This is a genomic window from Streptomyces sp. NPDC037288, from assembly GCF_055603265.1.
The window spans coordinates 60,314-82,078 of the sequence record NZ_JBVJVY010000005.1 but is presented as its reverse complement, the minus strand read 5'-3'; the positions used below and the strand labels follow the sequence as shown (position 1 = coordinate 82,078).

The window sequence follows — 21,765 nt, the reverse complement described above, 5'->3', positions numbered from 1 at the left end:
GGACACTCGCGATCGGAGACCCCGTGTCCCTCACCTTCCACTGGTTCCTGCCCACCAACGGCGACAGCCGCCATGTCGTCGGCGGCGGCCACGGCACCCCGGCCACCGCCTCCGGACGGGACCGGCCCCCGACGGTCGCCTATCTGAGCCAGATCGCCCGGGCCGCCGAGGACCTCGGCTTCGTCGGCGCGCTCACCCCGACCGGTGCCTGGTGCGAGGACGCATGGCTGACCACCGCGATGGTCAGCCAGAACTCCGAGCGGCTGAAGTTCCTCGTCGCCTTCCGGCCCGGCTCCGTCTCGCCCACGCTCGCCGCGCAGATGGCGTCCACCTTCCAGCGGCACACCGCGGGGCGGCTGCTGCTCAACGTCGTCACCGGCGGCGAGAGCCACGAGCAGCGGGCCTACGGCGACTTCCTCGACAAGGACGCACGGTACCGCCGTACCGGCGAATTCCTGCACATCGTGCGGGACCTGTGGGACGGCAGGAGCGTCGACCTGCACGGCGAGCACCTGCGGGTCGAGGAGGCGCAGCTCAGCCGGGTGCCCGACCCGGTGCCCGAGGTGTACTTCGGCGGCTCCTCGCCCGCCGCCGGTGAGGTCGCGGCCCGGTACGCGGACGTGTACCTCACCTGGGGCGAGCCGCCCGCCCAGGTCGCCGGGAAGATCGCCTGGATCCGGAAGCTCGCCGCCGGGCACGGCCGTACCCCCCGCTTCGGGATCCGGTTGCACGTCATCACCCGGGACACCTCCGAGCAGGCCTGGGCGGAGGCCGGCCGGCTGCTCGACGGCTTCGACCCGCAGACCGTACGGGCCGTCCAGGCGGGCCTCGCCCGCAGCGAGTCGCAGGGCCAGCAGCGCATGCTCGCCCTGCACGGCGGCAGCCGCGAGAGCCTGGAGATCCACCCCAACCTGTGGGCCGGCATCGGTCTGGTGCGCGGAGGCGCGGGCACCGCCCTGGTCGGCAGCCACGAGGAGGTCGCCGACCGGATCAGGGAGTACCACGCCCTCGGCATCGACGAGTTCGTCCTCTCCGGCTATCCGCACCTGGAGGAGGCGTACTGGTTCGGCGAGGGCGTGCTGCCCCGGCTCGCAGCGCGGGGACTGTGGACGCATCCCGGCGGTACGGCGTCCGCCGCATCGGCCCAGGTGCCGTTCGCGAGCTGACCAACCGGCCGTGGCAGGCTTCGGGTTCATGACACGAGAACCGAACGGCGTCTCCGGGGCCGTCACTTGGGGCCTGCTGGCCGCGTGGGCCGTGCACGACACCGAGGAAGTGGTGATGATGCCGCGGTGGGTGCGCACCCATGTGCCGGAGCTGCGCAAGAAGTTCCCCCGGGTGCCGGAGACCGTGTGGCGGCGGCTGGAGTCCGTGGACGCCCGGGAGTTCAGCACGGCGGTCGCCGCGATGGCGGTGGTGCTGGCCGCCGCGGCGGCCGACGGCCACCGGACCGGGGGCCGCTCGGCCGTCTACCAGACGGCGCTCAACGCGTTCGGGCTGCACGGCCTGGTCCACCTGGCCCAGGCGGCCGCGATGCGCGGCTACACCCCGGGCTCCGCGACCACCCCCCTGGTGGTCCTCCCCTTCACCGTGTGGGCCCGCGGCCGACTTCGCCGCTCCGGCGCCCTGCGCCCCACCCGGCCACGGCACCTGGCCGAGGGCCTCGCCTTCGCCACGGCAGCCGCGGTCGGCACCCACGCACTGGCCCAGGGCATACTGCGCCGACGGTGACGCCAGGCGCCCCGTGCCACCCACCGACAGCGCCCACAGCCGCGCTGCGAGGTCTCCGGCTCGGGCTTGTCGGTTGCCTGTGGACGCGTCGCCGCCGGCGGCGGCCCCTGGCTCAGGTGGCTCCCAGGGCTCGCAGATGTGCTGCCCGGGACTCGGTCGTCTGTCCCTGTACCAACAGGAACAGCGCCTCCCGGGCCAGACGCTGGGCGCGGCTCGTCAGGGTCATCGACCGGCCGCCGCCGGCCACCGCCGCGGTGGTGGCCGGCCGCAGCACCTCGTACGCCTCCGCGCGCACCGCCAGCCGTTCCGCGACCCGCTCCAGCGGTGCCGGATGGTCGGCCAGGGCGCAGGCGCGGCGGCGGACGCCGGCGAGCCGGGCCGTGAGCGGGGCGGCCGTCCTTGGATCCAGCGCGGACAGGGCGGCCTCCGCCACGCCGAAGACCGCCGGGTTCGCGTTCAGCGTCCTGGCCCGGTCCCCGGGCGCCCCGCGCTCGTACGCCGCCCACAGGGCCACCGCCTCCTCGGGCAGCCAGAGTCCGGTCAGCTCCAGCGACACCGTGCGCGCCGCGGTCAGCGCCGCGAGGCACATCGGCTCCGAAGCCCGCAGCCCCGGCTGCTCGCGCGCGTCGGCGAAGGCGCACAGCACCTCGCCCGCGTCGGTCACCCCGGCGAGCAGCATCACGTCGTTCAGGCCCCACCCGGTGTACCAGGGCACGGTCCCGTCGAACCGCCAGCCACCGCCCTCCCGGCGGACGCGCACCGCGACGCGGCGCGGCGCGGATACGACCGCAGATGCGCGTACGCCACCCCCGACAGCAGCTCACCCCGGGCCGAGGCCCCAACAGCCGGTCACGGACCGGGAGTTCGCTGCGCACCGGGGTCTGCACCGGCGTGTGATGCCGGGTCTGCACGAACCACGTCGAACAGCACGCCCCGGCCAGGATCTCCGCGGTCTCGCGCAGCACGGCCGGCGACGCGTCCGAGCCGCCGTACGCGACGGGAGCGCCCGCCCCGAGCAGCCCCGGCCGTTTCACCGCCTCGATGTGGCTCGCCGGCAAACCCTTCTGGTCGACCCGCTCGGCCTCGGGAGCGAGCAGGTCCACGGCGAGCCGGCGGGCGCGGTCGACGAGCGGATGGGCGGTGGCGGCTGTCATACGGAAGATTCTTTCGAAGATTCCGCCGGGTGCGGTGTCGATCCGGGCGCCGGTCGTTCGTGTAGGAGGTGACGGGCATCCGAGAGACCCTGAAGTCACCAAGGAGGACACCATGAAGCACTACCTGCTCAGCGTGGTCCAGCCGGCCGACGGCACCCCGCCCGCCCCCGACGCGCTCGCCGCGATCACGCGCGACGTCGAGGCCTTCAACGACGAGCTGCGCGCCGCCGGCGCCTGGGTGTTCGCCGGCGGCCTGCACGGCCCGGAGACCGCCACCGTGCTCCGGCCCAAGGACGGCGACGTCCTCATCACCGACGGCCCCTACGCCGAGGGCAAGGAGTACCTGGGCGGGCTCTGCCTGATCAGGGCCGCCGACCTGGACGAGGCGCTGGAGTGGGGCCGCAGGGCCGCCCTGGCGACCACGCTGCCCATCGAGGTGCGGCCGTTCGCCGACCAGCACTGAGATGTCCGCGGCCCCCGGCATCGAAGCCGTCTTCCGCGCCGAGTACGGGCGCGCGGTCTCCGTCCTCGTCCGCTTCCTCGGCGACATCGACCTCGCCGAGGAAGCGGTACAGGACGCCTTCACCACCGCCGTGCGCACCTGGCCCGAGACCGGCGTGCCGCCGAGCCCGGCCGGCTGGATCATCACCACCGCCCGCAACCGGGCGATCGACCGGCTGCGCCGCGAGTCCTCCCGGGACGCCCGGCACGCCGAGGCCGCCCGGCTTTACACGCCGCACCCGCACACGCCCGGCCCGTACGTGCCCGACGCACCGCCCGAGGACGGCCCCGTGCGAGACGACCGGCTCCGTCTGGTCTTCACCTGCTGCCACCCCGCGCTCGCCCTCCAGGCCCGGGTCGCCCTGACCCTGCGTCTGCTCGGCGGTCTCAGCACCGCGCAGATCGCCCGCGCCTTCCTGGTGCCGGAGCCCACGCTCGCTCAGCGGCTGGTCCGGGCCAAGGCCAAGATCCGGGACGCGGGCATCCCCTACCGAGTGCCCCGCGACGCCGACCTGCCCGAGCGGCTGGGCGGTGTCCTCGCCGTCATCTACCTGATCTTCAACGAGGGCTACACCGGTGACCCCGCCCTGTGCGCCGAGGCGCTCCGCCTCGGCCGGCTGCTCGCCGCCCTGATGCCGGACGAACCCGAGGTCACCGGCCTGCTCGCGCTGATGCTGCTGACCGAGTCCCGGCGGCCGGCCCGGCGGGGCGCGGACGGCGCCCTCGTCCCGCTGCCCGAGCAGGACCGCTCCCGCTGGGACCGGGCACTCGTCGCCGAGGGCCAGGACCTGGTCCGGCGCTGTCTGCGCCGCGGCCGGCCCGGGCCGTACCAGATCCAGGCGGCCATCAACGCCGTGCACAGCGACGCGCCCACCGCCGCCGCCACCGACTGGCAGCAGATCCTGCGGCTGTACGACCAGCTCATGGCCGTGGCGCCGTCCCCGGTCGTGGCCCTGAACCGCGCGGTCGCCGTGGCCGAGACCGCGGGTCCGGCCAGGGCGCTGGACCTGGTCGGCACTCTGGATCTCGGTCGCTATCACGTGCTGCACGCCGTCCGCGCCGACCTGCTGCGCCGCCTGGGCCGCGCCGCCGAGGCGGCCGCCGAGTACGGCCTGGCCGCCGAACTGGCCGTAGGCGAGGCCGAGCGGGCCCACCTGGAGCGACGCCGACGCGAGACCGAACCCACGCAGACGTGACCCTTGTCACCCGTGCGCCGGAATGAACTTGAGGACCTGAAAGGTTGGCAAATGCATCTACCGACCCCTAGGCTCGGGCCGAACCAGCCCGTGCACCCCCAGCGAGGCAACCGTGACCCACCCCGCACCCGAGCGGCCCGCCGACGTCGTGGCCCGGCTGCGCGCCACCTTCACCACCGGCCGCACCAGGCCGGTCGAGTGGCGCACCGGCCAGCTTCGCCGCCTGCGCGCGATGCTCACCGAGCGCGGCGCCGATCTCGCCGCCGCCCTCCACGCCGACCTCGGCAAGAGCAGCACCGAGGCCTACCGCACCGAGATCGACTTCACCGTCCGCGAGATCGACCACACCCTCGACCACCTCGCGGACTGGCTGCGCCCCGAGCCCGCGCCGGTCCCGGCCCACCTCGGTGCCGACGCGCGGGCCTGGACGCAGTACGACCCGCTCGGCGTCGTCCTCGTCATAGCGCCCTGGAACTACCCGGCGCAGCTGCTGCTCGCCCCCATGGTCGGCGCCCTGGCCTCCGGCAACGCGGTCGTCGCCAAGCCGAGCGAGCTGGCCCCGGCCACCTCGGCCGCGCTGGCCGAGCTGATCCCGGCCTATCTCGACACCGACGCGGTCGCCGTCGTCGAGGGCGGCATCCCGGAGACCACCGCCCTGCTGGCCGAGCGCTTCGACCACATCTTCTACACCGGCAACGGCGCCGTCGGCCGGATCGTGATGCGTGCCGCCGCCGAGCACCTCACCCCGGTCACCCTCGAACTCGGCGGCAAGTCCCCGGTGTTCGTGGACCGCGACGCCGACCCCGACGTGGTCGCGGACCGGCTCGCGCGCGGCAAGTTCCTCAACGCGGGCCAGACCTGCGTCGCCCCCGACTACGTGCTGACCGACCCGGAGACCGCCGCCGCCCTGGAGGCGGCGCTCGTCCGGGCCGTGGAGGTGCTGTACGGCGCCGACCCGGCGGCCTCGCCCGAGTACGGCCGGATCGTCAACGAGCGGCACTTCGACCGGCTCTCCGGCCTCCTCGACTCCGGCCGGATCGCGATCGGCGGCACGAGCGACCGTACGGCCAAGTACCTCGCGCCCACCGTCCTCGCGGACGTCGACCCGAAGTCGCCCGTCATGCAGGAGGAGATCTTCGGCCCGATCCTGCCCATCGTCACCGTGTCCGGCCTGGACGAGGCGATCGGCTTCATCAACGACCGCGACAAGCCGCTCGCGTTGTACGTCTTCACCGAGTCCGAGGAGACCCGCGCGCGCATCGCCGCCGAGACCTCCTCCGGCGGCCTGGGCCACGGCCTGCCCCTCGCTCATCTGACCGTCTCCGACCTGCCGTTCGGCGGTGTGGGGGAGAGCGGCATGGGCAGCTACCACGGCCGCTACTCCATCGAGACCTTCAGCCACCGCAAGGCGGTCCTGGAGAAGCCGCTGAGCTGAAGTCCGTGCGCGGCGCGGCAGATGTGCGGCACTCCGCCGGCCGAGCGCCGAAAGGACCACTGCGGACGCCTCCGGCGCCTCCGCACGGGGCGACCTGCCCGTCCACCGCATCGGCTTCGGAGCCCTGCGGCTGACGGGCAGCGCCGCCTTCCACCCCGGCACTCCCAGTGACCGCGCACGCTCCCGAGCCGTGCTGCGGCGCGCCGTCGGACTGGGCGAGTATCACGTCGACCCCGCGGCCGAGGTCGGTCCCTTCCGCGACTACTGCGGCCAGTGGGGCACCTCGGCCACGGCGAGTGGGGCACCTCGGCCCGCCCCGACCAGCTGCGCGGCGACGCGGAGGAGAACCTGCGGCGGCTCGGACTGCCGCCCCTCCCGTAAGGGGGGCCGGGCACGGCCGTACGAGGCCCCGATTGACTACCATCGTGTAGACGGTCGCACGGGCCGCAGACGAGGACGGGGTGAGGAACGTTCCATGACCGAGGCGAAGGACGAGCGCCGGCCGGCGGGCGAACTCGAGGCGAGCGTCATGGCCGCACTCTGGGCCGCGGGCGGCGCCCGGACACCCGGCGAGGTCCAGCGGAGCCTCGGCACGGACCTGGCCCGTACGACGGTGACCACGATCCTCACCCGCCTGTACGACAAGGGAGTCGTCGAGCGGCACCGCCAGGGCCGGGGCTATGCCTACGTCCCCGTCCGGGACGTCCAGGACGCCCACGGCCTCACCGCCCGCCGGATGCACAGCGAACTGGACCGGGACAGCGACCGCGAGACGGTCCTCGCCCGCTTCGTCGCCCAGCTCAGCCCCGGCGACGAACGCATTCTGCGGGACCTGCTCGAATCCGGCGAACGATGACCGCACTGCTCCTGCTGCCCCTGCTGCTGCCGTTCGCCCTGCCGGCCCTCGCCCGCCGGGCGCTGGACCGGCTGGTCCCGGCCGCCGCGCTGTGGGCGATCACCGCCTGCGCGGTCCTCCTCGCGGGCTGCTCGCTGGCCGCCCTCGGCTCGTTCGTCCTGGTCGGTCTGCTCAAGTTCCCGCTGTTCGCCGCGCTCGGCGAACTGATCCACCCCCTGCGCACCGCCTCTGACCTCGTTGTCCTGCCGGCCGCCGCGACCTCCGTCGGTGCGCTCGCCGTCTGCGGCTGGACCCTCGTCCGCTCGGTGCTGCGCCAGAGCCGCGCCTTCCGCGCGGCCCGGACCGAGGCCGGGCACGGCCCCGCGGCCGGCGACCTGTGCGTGGTGGACTCGCCCCGCCCGGACGCCTACGCGCTGCCCGGCCGTCCGCACCGCGTCGTCGTCACCACCGCGATGCTCCGCAGCCTGGACGGGCCCGAGCGGGAGGCGCTGTTCGCACACGAGCGGGCGCACAACGACGGCGGCCACCACTACTTCCTCGCCGCCGCCGAACTCACCGCGCACTGCCATCCGGCGCTGCGCCCGGTCCGTGAGACCATCCGGCTCGCCGCCGAGCGCGCCGCCGACGAGGCCGCCGCCGCCCGGATCGGCGACCGGCGCCTGATCGCCCGGGCCATCGCCCGTGCGGCCCTCGCCGGGCAGGCCGCCCGCGCCGAGCGCCCCGGCTTCGCGGCCGCCGCGACCACCGGCCCCGTCCCGCAGCGCGTCCAGGCCCTGCTCGCCGCTCCGCTCGTGCCCCGGGCCGGCCGGACGATCGCCGCTCTCCTCGTCGCCTGCACCGCCGTCTCCTGTGTGGCCTCGGCCGCCGGAATGGCCGACTTCCACCACCGGGTCGAGGTCGCCCAGGGCGACGAGACACCCTGACGCCCCGCCCGCCTCCCTGGGGCCAGGGGCCCTGGGACCACCGTCGGCAACGCGCGTAGAACCGGGACTGGCGCCCTCTGGGTTTTACGTATAACCTCACCCGCTAACCACCCCCACCGGAAGGTCCCGATGCGACGCGTCGCCCTGGTCACCCTCGTCGTCGACGACTACGACGAGGCCATCCGCTTCTATACCGAGGCCCTCGGCTTCCGGCTGGCCGAGGACGCCCCGCGCCCCGACGGCTCCCGCTGGGTCGTCGTGGAACCGGGGAGCGAAGAAGCGGGAACCGGTCTGCTCCTGGCCCGCGCCAAGGGCGAGGACCAGCGGGCCCGGATCGGCGACCAGACCGGCGGACGCGTCGGGTTCTTCCTGCACACCGACGACTTCACCCGCGACCACGCCCGGATGACCGCGGCCGGCGTGACCTTCCTGGAGGAGCCGCGCCACGAGCCGTACGGCACCGTCGCCGTCTTCCAGGACCTGTACGGCAACCGCTGGGACCTGCTCCAGCCCGCCGCCTGACCCCTTGAGAACCACCCGCGAAACCACTGCTGAGGAAAGCCCTGCCATGACCGCGTCCCGCATCGACACCGAGACCCTCCGCCGGCTCCCCAAGGCCGTGCTGCACGACCACCTCGACGGCGGCCTGCGCCCCGCCACCGTCGTCGAACTCGCCGCGGAGATCGGTCACACCCTGCCCACCACCGACCCCGACGAGCTGGCCGCCTGGTACTTCGCAGCCGCCAACTCCGGCGACCTGGTCCGCTACATAGCCACCTTCGAGCACACCCTCGCCGTCATGCAGACCCGCGAAGGCCTGCTGCGCACCGCCGAGGAGTACGTCCTCGACCTCGCCGCCGACGGTGTCGTCTACGCCGAGGTGCGCTACGCCCCCGAGCTGAACACTCGGGGCGGGCTGACGATGAGCGAGGTCGTGGAGACCGTGCAGGAGGGCCTGGCCGCCGGTATGGCCAAGGCCGCCGCGGCGGGCACCCCCGTCCGGGTCGGCACCCTGCTGTGCGGTATGCGGATGTTCGACCGGGTCCGCGAGGCCGCCGACCTGGCCGTCGCCTACCGCGACGCCGGGGTCGTCGGCTTCGACATCGCCGGTGCCGAGGACGGTTTCCCGCCCGCCGACCACCTGGCCGCCTTCGAGCACCTGCGCCGTGAGAACGTGCCCTTCACCATCCACGCCGGTGAGGCGCACGGCCTGCCCAGCATCCACCAGGCCCTGCAGGTGTGCGGCGCCCAGCGCATCGGTCACGGCGTGCGCCTCACCGAGGACATCCCCGACCTCGCGGCCGGCAAGCTCGGCCGGCTCGCCTCCTGGGTGCGTGACCGCCGTATCGCGCTGGAGATGTGTCCCACCTCCAACCTGCAGACAGGTTGCGCCACCTCGATCGCCGAGCACCCGATCACGGCCCTCAAGGACCTGGGCTTCCGGGTCACCCTCAACACCGACAACCGTCTGGTGTCGGGTACGACGATGACCCGCGAGATGTCCCTGCTGGTCGAGGAGGCCGGCTGGACCGTCGAGGACCTGCGCACGGTCACGGTGAACGCCCTCAAGAGCGCGTTCATCCCGTTCGACGAGCGCAAGGCCCTCATCGAGGACGTCGTCCTGCCGGCTTACGCGGCAGCGCTCTGAACGAGCCCCCTGAGGTAGGCGGCCTGTCCGACGTGCTGAAGGTCGTCGGACAGGACGCTCACCAGGCGCACCCCCAGGCTGACCGGGGGATCCCAGCGCTCGTCCACGATCCGTTCCAGATCCCTGGCGGCGAGCGAGCGCAGCGCGCCGAGCGTCTGCTCGTGGACGGCGTCGTAGTACCCGGTCAGCTGGTCGGCCGACTCGACCCGCACCTTCGCGACCTTCGCGGGACTGTGCCCGTAGCCGGTGTCGTGGCGGGGCAGGCCGAGGCCGAAGCGTTTCTCCCAGCCCTGGGACAGCCACACCTGGTCGAGGTCGAAGGCGTCCGCGACATGGTCGTCCTGCACCCGGGTGAGATGCCAGACGAGCCAGGCGAGGGAGTTGGCGTCGGGGGCCGGGCGGTGGTGCAGCTCCTCCGGTCCGAGGCCGTCGAGGGCGGCATGGACTTCTTCCCGGATGCGGCCGTAGCCGTCGATGAGGATGTCCTTCGCATGCATACCGTCCACCATCCCAAAGAGCGGGCGCTCACGCGTCCGCAATCCAGCTCCCATGGAAACCGAGCGGCACCCGCCCCGGCAGGTGCACCCTCGCCACCGGCTCCCCGGTGAAGTCCTGCGCCGCGAGGATCACCAGGTCGGCCGCGCCCCGGTCCGGGTCGTGGACGTACGCGACCGCGTAACCGTCGTCCTCGGCCGCCCGGGGGTCGGCCGCGTCCCGCGGTACGAACACCGCCTCGCCCGCCGCCGCGCCCCTCGGCAGCCGGTGCACCTCGGTGGCGCCGCGCAGCAGATCGTGCTTGACGAGCGCGTTGGAGAACGCGCCGTCGTTCGGGGTGCCGCCGTCCGGCGTCAGATACGCGGCCGTCATCTCGGCGGCGGCGGCCGTGTAGCCGTAGCGGTGGCGCCGCGACACCAACGACTCGCTCACCCGCGGGAACTCCTGCGGCCGGTCGTCCAGTGCCCGCTGCCGTACGCACCCCCGACGCAGGTCGATCGTCCAGCGTTCCAGCCGGGCGGTACCGGCCGCGTAGGGCCCGTCGGAGCCGCGTCCGGCGACGTGGAACGGCGCCGGGTAGGCCGTCATGTCGACCACCACGGACCCGCCCTCGTCGTAGGCGTTGAGGGTGTGCGAGTAGAAGACCGGCTCGATCTCGAACCAGCGGACCGGGCCGCCGGTGCGCCGTGTGACACCCACCCGGGTCGGGTGGTTCCGGTTCCACGTGTACGGCACCGGGGCACCTTCCGCTGCCGCCGCCGCGTCGAAGGTGACCGGGAGGTCGAAGAGGACGACGTGCCGCTCGGTCAGTGCGAAGTCGTGCATCATCGGCGCGTCCGCGACCGGGATCCGGGTCGTGCGGGTGACCCGCCCGGCGGGGTCCACGACCAGGTGCCGGACGTGGTCCCAGGTCGGGTGGTAGGCGATCGCGTGCAGCTCACCGGCGTGCACGTCGAACTTGGTGTGCGCGGCGAACGCCCCCTCCAGGGTGCCGTCGAAGTCGTACGTGCCCACGGTGCCGAGGTCGCCGTCGAGTTCGTACGGCAGCGGGCTGCTCTCCTGGAGGGCGAGGATCCGCCCCCGGTAGGGGATCACATGGGTGTTGCACGCGAAGTCCTCCTCGGGCACCGGGCCCGGATGCGGTTCACCCAGTTTCTTCGCGACCTGCGAGGAGCGCACCCAGCGGTTGCGGTACCACTCGGCCCTGCCCTCGCGCAGCCGCACGCCGTGCACCATGCCCTCGCCGAGCATCCAGTGGTGGGCCCGGGGATCCTCCAGCCCGAGCACGTTCGGGCCGTTGCGCAGGAAGCGGCCGTTCAGTTCGCGCGGGATGCGGCCCGTCACCGGCAGGTCGAAGGCGGTCAGCTCCTCGTTGACGGGCGCGAACGCACCCTCCAGGAACGGATGGTGACGCTTCGTCGCCTCTCTCGCGGGGCGGGCCGCAGCCCGGCCGGAGCCCAGGCCCGCGAGGGCGCCCGCCGCCGTGAGCCCGGCCGTTCCGCGCAGTACGGTCCGCCGTGTGTGTTCCGCCATGACAGGTCCTCCTGACCGTCGTCGTCTTGGCCGACGGCTTCGAGTCTGCGGCGGCGGACGGCCGGAATCAGGAGGTCTGGGGCCCCTCCTGGGGTGGTGCCAGGTCCCCTGTCTCGAGGAGCGTGACCAGTGCGCGGGCCGCGGGGCTGGTGGCCCGTTCCGGCGGCAGCAGGGCAACGGTCTCGTACTCCGCCTCGCCCGTGCCCTTCAGCGGCAGCGCCGTGAGCGAGGGCCGCTTGTGCCGGAAGTGCCGGGGTACGACCGCGACCCCCAGGTTCTCGTCCACCAGGTCCAGCAGGCCGTGCACGTCGTTGACCTCCAGCGCGACCGTGCGCCGGACACCGGCCGCGGTGAACGCGGCGTCGGTGGTGCGGCGCGGGCCCCAGTCCGGGTGGAAGTCCACGAAGACCTCATCGGCCAGGTCCTGAGGCGTCAGTACCGCGCCGGCCGAGGCCAGCCGGTGGCCGGGATGGCACAGCACGGTCATCGGCTCACTGGTCAGCGACACCGAGCGCAGCTGGTCGGTGTCCGCCTGCGTGCGGTAAGCGAAGGCGAGGTCGAGCCGGCCGGCCCCGACCTCCTCGGCCAGCGCGCCCGAACCTGCCTGCCGCAGCAGGATCTCCACGTCCGGATGCCGGCCCCGGAACGCGGCCAGCAGCGGGGCCACCTGCACCCCGGCGATGCACTGCTCGGTGCCCAGGGCGAGGGTGCCGCGGAGCACGCCCTGCACCGCCGCCACCGCCTCGTGCGCCGCCCGCACCTGCGCCAGGATCCGCTCGGCCTCCACCAGCAGGGCCCGCCCCGCCTCGGTGAGCGTCACCCGGCGGGTGGTGCGCACGAACAGCGGCGCCCGCAGCTCCCGCTCCAGCGCCCGGATGGACGCCGACAGTCCGGACTGGGAGACCATCAGCCGTTCGGCGGCCCGGGTGAAATGCCGGTCCTCGGCGACGGCCACGAAGTGCTGGAGATGGCGCAGTTCCATGATTGAGCAGCCTAGTCGCTGAATTCCATCGGATTCTTCTGTTGGACCGCTGCCGGCAGGGCGGGAAAGAGTGGAAGCGGTGACCAGGAGCCGAGGCTCCCGGGAGCCGGGACGACCGTGACCGTGTGCCAACCCCTCTGGAGTCGCGTTGTACACCGCACACCCCGACCGTTACGCAGACATGCCCCACCGGCGCACCGGACGCAGCGGGCTGAAACTGCCCGCGCTGTCCCTCGGCCTGTGGCACAACTTCGGCCCGGACCGGCCCGTCGAGACGCAGCGGGCCATCCTGCGCCGCGCGTTCGACCTGGGCGTCGTCCACTTCGACCTCGCCAACAACTACGGGCCGCCGCCCGGCGCCGCCGAGTCCGCGCTCGGCGAGGCGCTCAAGGCCGACTTCGCGCCGTACCGGGACGAACTGGTGATCTCCACCAAGGCCGGCTACCTCATGTGGCCCGGCCCCTACGGCGAATGGGGCTCGCGCAAGTACCTGCTCTCCTCGCTCGACCAGAGCCTGACCCGGATGGGCCTGGACCACGTCGACATCTTCTACTCGCACCGCCCCGACCCGGACACTCCGCTGGAGGAGACGATGGGCGCGCTGCACACCGCGGTGCAGCAGGGCAAGGCCCTCTACGTCGGCGTCTCCAACTATTCGGCGGAGCAGACCCGCGAGGCCGCCCGCATCCTCGCCGACCTCGGCACCCCCCTCCTCATCCACCAGCCGCGCTACTCGATGCTCGACCGGCGCCCCGAGGACGAGGGACTGCTCGACGCCCTGGACGAACTGCAGGTCGGCTCCATCGTCTACTCCCCGCTGGAGCAGGGCCTGCTCACCGGCCGCTACCTCGACGGCATCCCCGAGGACTCGCGGGCCGCGAGCGACAGCCCCTTCCTGAACTCGGACGCGGTCACCGAGGACCTGGTCGCCCGGCTGCGCGCCCTCGACGCGATCGCCAAGTCCCGCGGCCAGACCCTGGCCCAGCTGGCCCTGGCCTGGGTGCTGCGCGGCGGCCGGGTCACCTCGGCACTGGTCGGCGCGAGCAGCCCCCAGCAGATCGAGGACAGCGTCGGCACGATCCGCAATCTGGACTTCGAGGCGGAGGAACTGGCCCGGATCGACGCGATCGTGAAGCACTGAGCACCCCCGCGCACCGACGCGGGCCACGGGAACCGTGAGGACGGTTCCGAGGCGGCCCGGAGCCGGGGGCCTCGAACTTGAGCCGGGGCCGGGCCGGGCCGGGGCCGGAGTCAGGGCCGTTCGGAGGTGTGTCCGGGCTGGAGCGGTCACCGAGGCAACCCGGGGCAGGGGCGGTTCCGGGGCGGCTGGGGCGGTCCGCGGCGCAGGCTGGGCCTGGGACGATCCCCGCGGCAGCCGGGGCCGGGCAGGTCCGGGGCGAGGAGGGCCGGAGCGGTCCCAGGTGTGAGCCGGCGCCGGGCCGGTCCCCAAGGTGAGCCGGGGCCGGGGTGGTCCCCAAGGTGAGCCGGGGCCGGGGTGGTCCTCTGTCGCGGTCGGGCGTGGGTCGCCGAGTGGTGAGGCGGTCGCTGGGCTTCCGGGGGCCGGGTCGCTGCCTCAAGGGCCGGCCGCGTGTGCCGGGTGGCGCGGTCTGGTCGGCCAGGACGCTTCCTCGGCCGGGGCCGGCGGGCTGACGTCGGCGTTCTCGTCATAGCCGGTGCCCCGCCCGGCGACCGGTTGTCTCGCGAGGGAAGGAGCGGCCAGACGCATGGTCGCCGCCCCCTGCGGGATTGTGTTCGGCCGACGGGCGGGGTCACGTACCGGGCGGCCCCGGGCGCCGAGGGTGCCCGTGGTCCGCCTGTGCCGCGGGCCGAGGCCGCAGGTCAGGCGGGGGTCGACGAGGCTGCCGGGACGCACGGCGACGGCCCGCGCCCCCTTCCGCCCCGTCGACCGTACCGCGGACCTCGACCAGGCCGCCGGTGCCGGGGAACTCGGTTCTGTGCGGCGGTGGTTCGCCGGGACAGACTCGCACGCGGCGGAAGCCGTCGCCGGCCAGGCGGTGTCAGGCGCCCGCCGGGACCCGGTCCAGGAAGCCCAGGACCTGCCGGATCCGGCCCTCCTCGTCCAGCGTGACGACGTCGAACCCCGCCACCGGTGCCGAGCCGTCGGACTCGTTCACCAGCTCCCAGCCGAAGCGCGCGGTGTCGTGGTGTCCGTCCACCGCGCCGAGCGGGCGGAAGACGAATCCCGGGAACTGCTCGTGCGCCGCCGCGATCACCGCAGCGACGCCCTCGTGGCCGCGGACGTCGGCGAGGGGGTCGGTGTAGCCGCCGTCCGCCGTCCACGCGGCGGCGACCGCCTTCTTCAGCGCCTCCGGCTCGGTGGCGTTCCAGGCCTCGAAGTACCGGGCGGCGGCGGTCTCGTAACGGTCGGTGTGCGCGGACATGGTGAATCAGCCTCCATCGAGGTCGTAGCTGCTGTTCGGTGCCGGATCCGGGGCTTCGCCGATCCGGTGTGACCACCATGCCGGAGGTCCGAGGGGCGGGTCGATTACCTGCCAGGTCATGCCCGAGACCCCGCACACCCCGGTGGATTCCGGCCAGAGCAGCCGGTGAATATGCCAACAGACTGGCCTGAAAGTCATGGTGACACTGTTTCGGGAGTGGCGATACTCGAACGCCAGGGGCACTTCACCGCACGGGAGCCGCACGCAGAGCGAGGTCCAGGCCGGCACACCGGCGAGGCGACGGGGGAGTGGGACGTGCACGACGAATTCCTGTGCCATGTCACGGCGTACGGCATGTGCGACGGCCGGCGCATCGGCGTACCGCTGGGCACCTATCGCGCGCCGACGCTGTCCCTGGCTCTGTGGTGGCTGCGGGACCGGGCGTCCTGGATCGCCGAACGCCTCGACCCGAGCCCGGAGGGCCTGGCCTTCCCGGCGGGCGCGCTGGTGCCGGTCGCGGACACGGTGGCCGACGTGCCCGCCCTGCTGCGCGCCTGGTGCGCCGACGACGTCCGGCAGGAGCTGGTGGCCGACGAGCTGGCGGGCGGACGGCTTGTGCGCATCGCCGCCAGCGACGACACCACCGAGTACGAACTCCTCGCCGAGTCCGTGGACGCGCTGCGCATGCAGCGCACCCTGCCGGTGCTCGTGGTGCCCGTCGCCTGACACGTGTCCATGACGCCTCGGGCCGCGTACGCCGCGGTGCTTCCCTTTGCTGTCGGGCGTGGAGCTGGTGGAGCCGGTGGAGCGCCGGGGCGACTGGGGACACACCCGTTCTTCCAACGGCTGGGGCGCCTGGACCGACGGCCGCCGGTTCGTCGCCGTACCCGAGGAGCCGCCCGTCGCCAGCGGCCCGGACGGCACCGACCCGGTGTTCGGGCCCTAAAGCCGGTTCACCTCGCCCCGCCTGTGCAGCGGGCGCGCCAGCAGGCCGCCCAGGAAGCCCGCGACCAGTCCCCACAGTGCGCCCAGGCCCACCGCCTGCCAGAGCCGGGGCTCGAGGAACAGCTCTCCGGACAGCCCGCCGCCCAGGTCGCCGATGCCGAGCAGGGAAAGTCCGTAGTGCGCCGAGACGCGGCCCGTCAGACAGATCATCAGCACCGTCAGCGCCAGCGCCACGGCCAGGTGAACGGCGTGCTGCCACAGGCGGATCCGGGCCGGTGAGCGGACCGCCATCCGGAAGGCCACGGCCAGCAGCAGGATGGCGTCCACGACCACCAGCCACCACCACCGGCCGTCGCGGTCGGTGAGCGAGCCCAGGTTCAGCGCCGCGACGTCCGGGGTGCGCAGAACGGTGTCCAGGACGTGCGGCATCGGCAGGCCGAACGGACCGTCCACGCGGCCGTTCCAGGTCGCCCCCATGCCGAGGGTCAGGGCCAGCCAGGCCAGATTGGGCAGGCCGAGCAGGATCAGCGCGACGGTCTCCGGGGCGTGCCCACGGGTGGCCGCCGTGATCAGCGCGGTGGCGAGGCCGACCACGACGTATGCGAGGAGCAGGACCACCACCGCGTGTGCCGCCGGGCGCACCGACTCCTGGAAACGCAGCAGCCGAGCCGGCAGCGGCGCCCCGTACGCGACCAGCAGCGCCAGCAGCAGGACACCGGCCAGCCACAGCAGGCCGAACAGCACGGTCAGCGGCACGTCCGTGGTGAACCCCACCTTCGGCGCCACGTCGAACAGCCCGGTCAGGTCGCTGAGGGTGCCGCTGCCCATATCGACGGCGTAGGTCTGCCGGGCGCCGAAGGCCAGACCGATCAGCACGAGCACCCACAGGACCGCGATCCGGCCGGCCCAGCCGGCCAGTTCGCCCGCCGAGGCCACCGCCCGGTGCCGCAGCGGGCGCAGGAAACCCGCCCCGGTCACCAGGGCACCCGCGAGGGTCACCGACAGGGGGATCACGGTGATCCCGGCCCGGGTCTGCGCCAGGACCCCCGCGTTGCCGGCGAGTTCCACGCTGCCGCCCACCGCCGTGACCAGGGTGGCGGCCACCACCCTGGGGAACGCGCCGTCCGGCAGGTCCGCCGCTCCGGCCGCCCACAGTCCGAGCGCCGCCACCAGCACCATGACGGCCAGTGCGGTCAGCACCGTGGCCACGGCCCGCACCCAGCCGTGGTGGGCGGCGGGCCGCGCGGGGACGGTCGGAGCGCTCACGCTTGCCACGCTAAGCAGCGGCCCGGCACCGCGCCCGCCGGGTGGGCCGTCCGCGCGGACAGGCGTCGGCTTGCGAGCCTCACGCACCGACCGGGTTTCGACTGGGGAAAGCCGCGCATCCCGCCGCGCATCGCGACACCCCCGCGTCCGCTGCGCCTGCGGTGATCCGCCGGCGTCGCCGGTCGAGCAGAAGACGGCGCCGAAGCCGGTGGGCGCGTCGGGGAACTCCGCTCCCGGCGGGTCGTCGGTCACGCCCGCACCGCGGGAGCCGCAGGGTTCGCCCTCGGAGTGAGCGGCCGGAGTCTCCCCGCCGCGTGACCATCGCCACTGTGCGCGGTGGGCGAACGCTCCGGGGGACTGCCGGGCCCGGCTCCGGGTACGAGGACAGGTGCAACAGACGACCGGCCGGACCGGGTTTTCGAGAGAGACGGCATGACCAAGCATCTGGGCGGGGCAGTGATACCGACTGGTTTCGACGTACCCGTGGAGCCGCTGCGGCGCGCGGCGCATTACACCGGCGAACCCGGATGCATCGCCGAGGCACGCGTCTTCGCGTCCCAGTTCCTGGAGCAGTTGCGAACCGAGTGGTGCGCCACCGCCGACCGGCGCGCCGACGGCGAACTGCTGCTGGTCGTGAGCGAACTCGTCACCAACGCCGACCAGCACAGCAACGGCCCGTTCATCCTGGAACTGGAAGGCACGGACAGCGCCGTCACGGTGTGCGTGTACGACAGCAGCTCCGCCCTGCCCCGCCGTTACCCCAGGAACCCCGAACGTGTCGGACGGCATGGTCTGGAGATCGTGTGTGCTCTGGCCTCGGAGGTCACCGCGGAGCGCGTACCGGTCGGGAAGCGGGTACGGGCCCGCTTCGAACTGCAGCGCTGAGGCGGCGGACGCACCGCCGCCCCAGGGTCAGGCCGCTCTCCGGGCCGGCTCAGGTGCAGCCCAGCTCGCCGAGCATGCCCTCGCGCAGTCGGGTGATGATCCGCTTGATCAGCCGGGACACGTGCATCTGGGAGCAGCCGAGCCGTTCCCCGATCTCCGCCTGGGTGGCCTCCTCGACGAACCGCAGATGGATGATCTGCCGGTCCCGGTCGCTGAGTTCCGCCATCAGCGGGGCGAGTGCGTGGCAGTCCTCGACGAGCCGCAGCCCCTCCTCCTCCACACCGATGAAGTCCGCGAGCACCGCTTCGCCGTCCTCGGGGCCGTCGCCGGTGAGCGCCGCGTCCAGGGAGGCGGAGTTGTACCCGTTGGAGGCGAGCTGGGCCTCGACCACCTCGTCCTCGGAGATGTTCATCAGCGTCGCAAGCTCGGCCACCGTCGGATCCCGGTCGAGGCGGCTGGACAACTCCTCGCGCGCCTTGGCCAGCTCCACCCGCGCCTCCTGGAGCCGGCGCGGCACGTGCACCGCCCAGGTGGTGTCCCTGAAGAACCGCTTGATCTCGCCCACGATGTACGGCAGCGCGAAGGACGTGAACTCCACCTCGCGGGCCAGCTCGAACCGGTCGATGGCCTTGATCAGGCCGATCATGCCGGTCTGGACGATGTCCTCCATGTCGTCGCCGCGGCCACGGAACCGTCCGGCCGCGAACCGCACGAGCGACATGTTCATCTCGATGAGCGTGTTGCGCGCGTACTGGTACTCGTGCGTGCCCTCCTCCAGCTCGGTGAGCCGGCGGAAGAACTGGCGGGACAGCTCCCGTGCGTCACGTGGTGCGACGGACGCCGGGTCCGCGATCCCAGGCAGTGATCCCTCGCCCGTCCTGTCCTGCGCGGTCCTCACGGTGACCTCTGCTTGCGACCGGATCCCGGCGGTGTTCATTACCTCTCCCACGAAAGTCACGGTTCTCCGTCTGCTTAGGCGGTGGCTTTTGCCCGTTTATTACCATTTGAGTTGAAATACCCGCAACGCTGTGTTTCATGCGTGCGGGTGGTGCCGCTCACGGGGCGGGTACCCCCGGTCACAACTCGCATGCATCCGGGCTTGTGCGGTGGCGGGAAAGGGCCCCTCCGATTTCCCTGAGGGCGCAATGCCGGGTCCTTGTCCGACGGCCCGCCGCCCCTACGCTGACGTGGGTGACCAACCAGGTGAGCAACGAAGCCCGAGTGATCCCTCTGCGACCGGCGCCCGCCCGTCCGGCGGAGCGCCAGTCCGCGCCCGGACCTCACACACAGAGCCAGGAAAGCACAGAGAAGAAGGAGCCGCTGTGGCGCGATCTGGTCGGTGAGGTGCTGCGCCGCGAGCGGCGGGCGCAGGATCGCACCCTCAAGGACGTGGCCGACGCGGCCCGGATCTCGCTGCCCTATCTCTCCGAGATCGAGCGCGGGCGCAAGGAGGCCTCGTCGGAGGTCCTCGCCGCCGCGGCGCACGCGCTCGGCCTGGGCCTCGCCGACCTGCTGTCACTGGCCCACGCCGACCTGACCCGCCGCACGGCCCCCCGCTCCTGCCCCCGCCCCGCCACCGCCCGCCCCCACAACACCCTCTGCCTGGCAGCCTGAGCCGCACCGTCCGGGAGGGAGCGGCCGGCCGCTGGCAGCGTGAGCGGCACAGGTCCCCGGAAGGGGGCCCGCCCCCGGGCCGTAACGGGGCTGCGGGGGCTCCGCCCCGCGATCCGTTCGCCGGGCCGGCCGCCTGTCCCGCGCCCCTGCGACCACCTCGGCCGCCCCGGCCGCCCGCCCGGCCGGGTCGCGTCCCCGGTGGCCCTCCGGCCACCTGAGATGCCCCCGGCCACTCCGCCCGGCGGACGTGTCACTTCTCGCGGAGTTGGCGGAAGAACGCGCGGATGTCGGGGACCAGGAGGTCCGGCTCTTCCATGGCTGCGAAGTGGCCGCCGCGGTCGAACTCGGTCCAGCGGACCAGGTTCTCGGTGCGCTCCGACTTGTGCCGCAGCGGGATCTGGGGGTCGGCCGGGAACACGGCCAGGGCGGTCGGCGCCGTCGACGGCTCCGCCGGCTGCCACGCCCGGTCGCCCGTGACGTGGGCCCGCTCGTAGTAGATGCGCGCGGACGAACCGGCCGTACCGGTCAGCCAGTACAGCATCACGTTGGTCAGCAGCCGGTCCCGGTCCACCGCCTCCTCCGGCAGTTCCTCGCAGTCCGCCCACTCCCGGAACTTCTCGACGATCCAGGCGAGTTGACCGACGGGGGAGTCCGTCAGCGCGTAGGCGAGGGTGTGCGGGCGGGTGGCCTGCAGGCTGGCGTACCCGGCGCCGTCGCGGGACCACGCGTCCCACCGGCGCCAGGACCGCAGCGTCAGCTCCCGCTCCTCGGGACCGAGTGCGGCCAGCTCCTCTTCGGTGGGCTCGGTGGCCGCCTGTGCGCCCGGCAGCAGGTTGAGGTGGACGCCGATCACCCGCTCCGGATGGACGCGGCCCAGCTCGCGCGAGATCCCCGCGCCCCAGTCGCCGCCCTGCAGCCCGAACCGCTCGTAGCCGAGCCGCCGCATCAGCTCCGCCCAGGCGTCGGCCACCCGGCGTGCCTCCCAGCCCCGCTCGGTGGTGGGCCCGGACAGCCCGAAGCCGGGGATGCTCGGCACGACGACGTGGAAGGCGTCCGCCGCGTCCCCGCCGTGCGCCACGGGGTCGGTGAGCGGGCCGACCACGTCCAGGAACTCCACGATCGAACCCGGCCAGCCATGGGTGAGCACCAGCGGCGTGGCGTCCGGCTCCGGGGAGCGGATGTGGGCGAAGTGGACGTCGGCGCCGTCGATGGTGGTGGTGAACTGCGGCCACCGGTTCAGCTCGGCCTCGGCTGCGCGCCAGTCGTACTCATGCCGCCAGTACCGGACCAGCTCGCGCAGATAGCCGGCCGGAACGCCGTACTGCCAGCCGGCTCCGGGCAGCTCGGCCGGCCAGCGGGTGCGGTCGAGACGGTCGTACAGGTCGTCGAGGTCGCTCTGCGGGACGGACAGCCGGAAGGGGGCGATGCGTTCGGCGGGTAGGGAGGTCATGACCGGGATGCTAGGCGGGGACGCCGTTCACCCGCCCGGATTATCGGGCGGGCCGGCCGATGAGTTTCGCCGCGAGGATCGGTCGACACCGGTGACCGCGTTTCCCGTCAAGGAGGTACTCATGACCACCGAAGGATTCACCACCTGTCTCTGGTTCGACGGCCAGGCCGAGGAGGCTGCGCAGTTCTACGTGTCGGTCTTCAAGAACTCGAGCATCGGCCGCGTCGGCCGCCACACCGAGGCCGGCCCCGGCCCGGCCGGCTCGGTGCTGGTCGTCGAGTTCACGGCCAACGGCCAGAAGTTCATCGCGCTCAACGGCGGCCCCCAGTTCACGTTCAACGAGGCCATCTCCTTCCAGATCCTGTGCGCCGACCAGGACGAGATCGACCACTACTGGAACAAACTGACCGAGAACGGCGGCGAGGGCGGCCCCTGCGGCTGGCTCAAGGACAAGTACGGCGTCTCCTGGCAGGTCGTCTACGACCGGATGCCCGACCTGCTCGGCGACCCCGACCAGGAGAAGGCGGCCCGCACCATGAAGGCCATGATGAGCATGGGCAAGCTGGACGTCGCCGCGCTGGAGAAGGCGTACGCGGGGGAGTAGCGGCCACCGGCCCCGGCCCTCGGCCCGGGCCCGGCCCCTCCGCCTCGCCCGGCCTCGGCGAGGAGCTCGCTCGGCGACGGCGGCCCGGGTGGGCTCGTCCCGGTCCCGCAAGGGGCCGCCCCGGTAACCGGGCGGCCCTCCTGCG

22 protein-coding genes and 1 pseudogene are annotated in these 21,765 nt (G+C 73.3%); 15 read left to right on the top strand and 8 right to left on the bottom strand.

What is annotated here, in order from left to right; all coding sequences use genetic code 11:
* Window positions 1-23 precede the first annotated feature (23 nt).
* A complete protein-coding gene (locus ACZ7GZ_RS07825; RefSeq protein WP_471021901.1) occupies window positions 24-1,166 on the top strand; it encodes an LLM class flavin-dependent oxidoreductase in 1,143 nt (380 codons plus the stop codon).
* Between the two features lie 28 nt (window positions 1,167-1,194).
* Window positions 1,195-1,731 carry an HXXEE domain-containing protein gene (locus tag ACZ7GZ_RS07820; RefSeq protein ID WP_471021900.1) on the top strand — a complete coding sequence of 179 codons (537 nt, stop codon included), beginning with the start codon at window positions 1,195-1,197 and terminating at the stop codon, window positions 1,729-1,731.
* Window positions 1,732-1,843: 112 nt separating this feature from the next.
* Here the strand turns inward: ACZ7GZ_RS07820 and ACZ7GZ_RS07815 are convergent.
* Window positions 1,844-2,885: pseudogene (locus ACZ7GZ_RS07815) on the bottom strand (acyl-CoA dehydrogenase family protein).
* Window positions 2,886-2,997: 112 nt separating this feature from the next.
* Here ACZ7GZ_RS07815 and ACZ7GZ_RS07810 point away from each other — a divergent pair.
* The 7 genes from ACZ7GZ_RS07810 to ACZ7GZ_RS07780 all read left to right on the top strand — a co-directional run bounded on the left by ACZ7GZ_RS07810 (window position 2,998) and on the right by ACZ7GZ_RS07780 (window position 9,444).
* Window positions 2,998-3,348: a YciI family protein gene (locus ACZ7GZ_RS07810; protein ID WP_471021898.1), complete on the top strand. Its 351-nt coding sequence runs from the start codon at window positions 2,998-3,000 to the stop codon at window positions 3,346-3,348.
* A gap of 1 nt (window position 3,349) precedes the next feature.
* Window positions 3,350-4,582 (top strand): RNA polymerase sigma factor, encoded by a 1,233-nt coding sequence (locus ACZ7GZ_RS07805; RefSeq protein ID WP_471021896.1) that lies wholly within the window; start codon window positions 3,350-3,352, stop codon window positions 4,580-4,582.
* A gap of 112 nt (window positions 4,583-4,694) precedes the next feature.
* Entirely contained in the window at window positions 4,695-6,017 is a 1,323-nt protein-coding gene (locus ACZ7GZ_RS07800) for an aldehyde dehydrogenase family protein (protein ID WP_471021895.1), read from the top strand.
* Between the two features lie 475 nt (window positions 6,018-6,492).
* Complete coding sequence (locus ACZ7GZ_RS07795) at window positions 6,493-6,873, top strand: BlaI/MecI/CopY family transcriptional regulator (RefSeq protein ID WP_471021893.1); 381 nt, start codon at window positions 6,493-6,495, stop codon at window positions 6,871-6,873.
* The gene (locus ACZ7GZ_RS07790; protein ID WP_471021891.1) at window positions 6,870-7,796 is read left to right on the top strand and encodes a M48 family metalloprotease; all 927 of its coding nucleotides are present in this window, start codon (window positions 6,870-6,872) and stop codon (window positions 7,794-7,796) included. Before ACZ7GZ_RS07795 ends, ACZ7GZ_RS07790 begins: the two co-directional genes overlap by 4 nt.
* Before the next feature lie 129 nt (window positions 7,797-7,925).
* The gene (locus ACZ7GZ_RS07785) at window positions 7,926-8,318 is read left to right on the top strand and encodes a VOC family protein (RefSeq protein ID WP_471021889.1); all 393 of its coding nucleotides are present in this window, start codon (window positions 7,926-7,928) and stop codon (window positions 8,316-8,318) included.
* Between the two features lie 46 nt (window positions 8,319-8,364).
* Window positions 8,365-9,444 carry an adenosine deaminase gene (locus ACZ7GZ_RS07780; RefSeq protein ID WP_471021887.1) on the top strand — a complete coding sequence of 360 codons (1,080 nt, stop codon included), beginning with the start codon at window positions 8,365-8,367 and terminating at the stop codon, window positions 9,442-9,444.
* On the opposite strand, the gene ACZ7GZ_RS07775 is transcribed toward ACZ7GZ_RS07780, so the two are convergent.
* From ACZ7GZ_RS07775 to ACZ7GZ_RS07765, 3 genes are all read right to left on the bottom strand, one after another.
* A complete protein-coding gene (locus ACZ7GZ_RS07775; protein WP_471021885.1) occupies window positions 9,426-9,941 on the bottom strand; it encodes a mycothiol transferase in 516 nt (171 codons plus the stop codon). The genes ACZ7GZ_RS07780 and ACZ7GZ_RS07775 overlap by 19 nt on opposite strands.
* A gap of 28 nt (window positions 9,942-9,969) precedes the next feature.
* Window positions 9,970-11,472, bottom strand: a complete 1,503-nt coding sequence (locus tag ACZ7GZ_RS07770; protein WP_471021882.1) for a carotenoid oxygenase family protein — start codon at window positions 11,470-11,472, stop codon at window positions 9,970-9,972.
* 67 nt (window positions 11,473-11,539) lie between these two features.
* On the bottom strand, window positions 11,540-12,454 hold the full coding sequence (locus ACZ7GZ_RS07765) for a LysR family transcriptional regulator (protein ID WP_471021880.1): 915 nt from the start codon (window positions 12,452-12,454) through the stop codon (window positions 11,540-11,542).
* Window positions 12,455-12,602: 148 nt separating this feature from the next.
* Between ACZ7GZ_RS07765 and mgrA the strand changes: the two genes are divergently transcribed.
* Window positions 12,603-13,595 carry an L-glyceraldehyde 3-phosphate reductase gene (mgrA, locus tag ACZ7GZ_RS07760; protein WP_471021878.1) on the top strand — a complete coding sequence of 331 codons (993 nt, stop codon included), beginning with the start codon at window positions 12,603-12,605 and terminating at the stop codon, window positions 13,593-13,595.
* A gap of 877 nt (window positions 13,596-14,472) precedes the next feature.
* Here mgrA and ACZ7GZ_RS07755 read toward each other — a convergent pair.
* A complete protein-coding gene (locus tag ACZ7GZ_RS07755) occupies window positions 14,473-14,856 on the bottom strand; it encodes a nuclear transport factor 2 family protein (RefSeq protein WP_471021876.1) in 384 nt (127 codons plus the stop codon).
* A gap of 315 nt (window positions 14,857-15,171) precedes the next feature.
* On the opposite strand from ACZ7GZ_RS07755, the gene ACZ7GZ_RS07750 reads away from it, so the two are divergent.
* Complete coding sequence (locus tag ACZ7GZ_RS07750) at window positions 15,172-15,582, top strand: hypothetical protein (protein WP_471021874.1); 411 nt, start codon at window positions 15,172-15,174, stop codon at window positions 15,580-15,582.
* 58 nt (window positions 15,583-15,640) lie between these two features.
* Complete coding sequence (locus tag ACZ7GZ_RS07745; protein WP_471021872.1) at window positions 15,641-15,802, top strand: hypothetical protein; 162 nt, start codon at window positions 15,641-15,643, stop codon at window positions 15,800-15,802.
* Here the strand turns inward: ACZ7GZ_RS07745 and ACZ7GZ_RS07740 are convergent.
* Complete coding sequence (locus tag ACZ7GZ_RS07740) at window positions 15,799-17,067, bottom strand: streptophobe family protein (protein WP_471021869.1); 1,269 nt, start codon at window positions 17,065-17,067, stop codon at window positions 15,799-15,801. The two genes, ACZ7GZ_RS07745 and ACZ7GZ_RS07740, sit on opposite strands and share 4 nt — an antisense overlap.
* 432 nt (window positions 17,068-17,499) lie before the next feature.
* On the opposite strand from ACZ7GZ_RS07740, the gene ACZ7GZ_RS07735 reads away from it, so the two are divergent.
* Window positions 17,500-17,952 carry an ATP-binding protein gene (locus ACZ7GZ_RS07735; protein WP_471021867.1) on the top strand — a complete coding sequence of 151 codons (453 nt, stop codon included), beginning with the start codon at window positions 17,500-17,502 and terminating at the stop codon, window positions 17,950-17,952.
* 49 nt (window positions 17,953-18,001) lie between these two features.
* Here ACZ7GZ_RS07735 and ACZ7GZ_RS07730 read toward each other — a convergent pair whose 3' ends face one another.
* A complete protein-coding gene (locus ACZ7GZ_RS07730) occupies window positions 18,002-18,889 on the bottom strand; it encodes an RNA polymerase sigma factor SigF (RefSeq protein ID WP_471021865.1) in 888 nt (295 codons plus the stop codon).
* 254 nt (window positions 18,890-19,143) lie between these two features.
* Between ACZ7GZ_RS07730 and ACZ7GZ_RS07725 the strand changes: the two genes are divergently transcribed.
* On the top strand, window positions 19,144-19,566 hold the full coding sequence (locus tag ACZ7GZ_RS07725) for a helix-turn-helix domain-containing protein (RefSeq protein WP_471021864.1): 423 nt from the start codon (window positions 19,144-19,146) through the stop codon (window positions 19,564-19,566).
* Between the two features lie 250 nt (window positions 19,567-19,816).
* Here the strand turns inward: ACZ7GZ_RS07725 and ACZ7GZ_RS07720 are convergent, their stop codons facing one another.
* A complete protein-coding gene (locus ACZ7GZ_RS07720; RefSeq protein ID WP_471021861.1) occupies window positions 19,817-21,016 on the bottom strand; it encodes an epoxide hydrolase family protein in 1,200 nt (399 codons plus the stop codon).
* 121 nt (window positions 21,017-21,137) lie between these two features.
* Here ACZ7GZ_RS07720 and ACZ7GZ_RS07715 point away from each other — a divergent pair, with 121 nt between their 5' ends.
* Window positions 21,138-21,620 carry a VOC family protein gene (locus tag ACZ7GZ_RS07715; RefSeq protein ID WP_471021860.1) on the top strand — a complete coding sequence of 161 codons (483 nt, stop codon included), beginning with the start codon at window positions 21,138-21,140 and terminating at the stop codon, window positions 21,618-21,620.
* Window positions 21,621-21,765: the final 145 nt, after the last annotated feature.

Excerpts from the sequence above, each read along its gene's own strand:
- ACZ7GZ_RS07775 (WP_471021885.1), bottom strand. The coding sequence starts at position 9,941 with ATGCATGCGAAGGACATCCTCATCGACGGCTACGGCCGCATCCGGGAA.
- ACZ7GZ_RS07765 (WP_471021880.1), bottom strand. The coding sequence starts at position 12,454 with ATGGAACTGCGCCATCTCCAGCACTTCGTGGCCGTCGCCGAGGACCGG.
- ACZ7GZ_RS07770 (WP_471021882.1), bottom strand. The coding sequence starts at position 11,472 with ATGGCGGAACACACACGGCGGACCGTACTGCGCGGAACGGCCGGGCTC.
- ACZ7GZ_RS07720 (WP_471021861.1), bottom strand. The coding sequence starts at position 21,016 with ATGACCTCCCTACCCGCCGAACGCATCGCCCCCTTCCGGCTGTCCGTC.
- ACZ7GZ_RS07810 (WP_471021898.1), top strand. The coding sequence starts at position 2,998 with ATGAAGCACTACCTGCTCAGCGTGGTCCAGCCGGCCGACGGCACCCCG.
- ACZ7GZ_RS07755 (WP_471021876.1), bottom strand. The coding sequence starts at position 14,856 with ATGTCCGCGCACACCGACCGTTACGAGACCGCCGCCGCCCGGTACTTC.
- ACZ7GZ_RS07805 (WP_471021896.1), top strand. The coding sequence starts at position 3,350 with ATGTCCGCGGCCCCCGGCATCGAAGCCGTCTTCCGCGCCGAGTACGGG.
- ACZ7GZ_RS07730 (WP_471021865.1), bottom strand. The coding sequence starts at position 18,889 with ATGAACACCGCCGGGATCCGGTCGCAAGCAGAGGTCACCGTGAGGACC.
- ACZ7GZ_RS07785 (WP_471021889.1), top strand. The coding sequence starts at position 7,926 with ATGCGACGCGTCGCCCTGGTCACCCTCGTCGTCGACGACTACGACGAG.
- ACZ7GZ_RS07820 (WP_471021900.1), top strand. The coding sequence starts at position 1,195 with ATGACACGAGAACCGAACGGCGTCTCCGGGGCCGTCACTTGGGGCCTG.
- ACZ7GZ_RS07780 (WP_471021887.1), top strand. The coding sequence starts at position 8,365 with ATGACCGCGTCCCGCATCGACACCGAGACCCTCCGCCGGCTCCCCAAG.
- ACZ7GZ_RS07715 (WP_471021860.1), top strand. The coding sequence starts at position 21,138 with ATGACCACCGAAGGATTCACCACCTGTCTCTGGTTCGACGGCCAGGCC.
- ACZ7GZ_RS07795 (WP_471021893.1), top strand. The coding sequence starts at position 6,493 with ATGACCGAGGCGAAGGACGAGCGCCGGCCGGCGGGCGAACTCGAGGCG.
- ACZ7GZ_RS07790 (WP_471021891.1), top strand. The coding sequence starts at position 6,870 with ATGACCGCACTGCTCCTGCTGCCCCTGCTGCTGCCGTTCGCCCTGCCG.
- ACZ7GZ_RS07735 (WP_471021867.1), top strand. The coding sequence starts at position 17,500 with ATGACCAAGCATCTGGGCGGGGCAGTGATACCGACTGGTTTCGACGTA.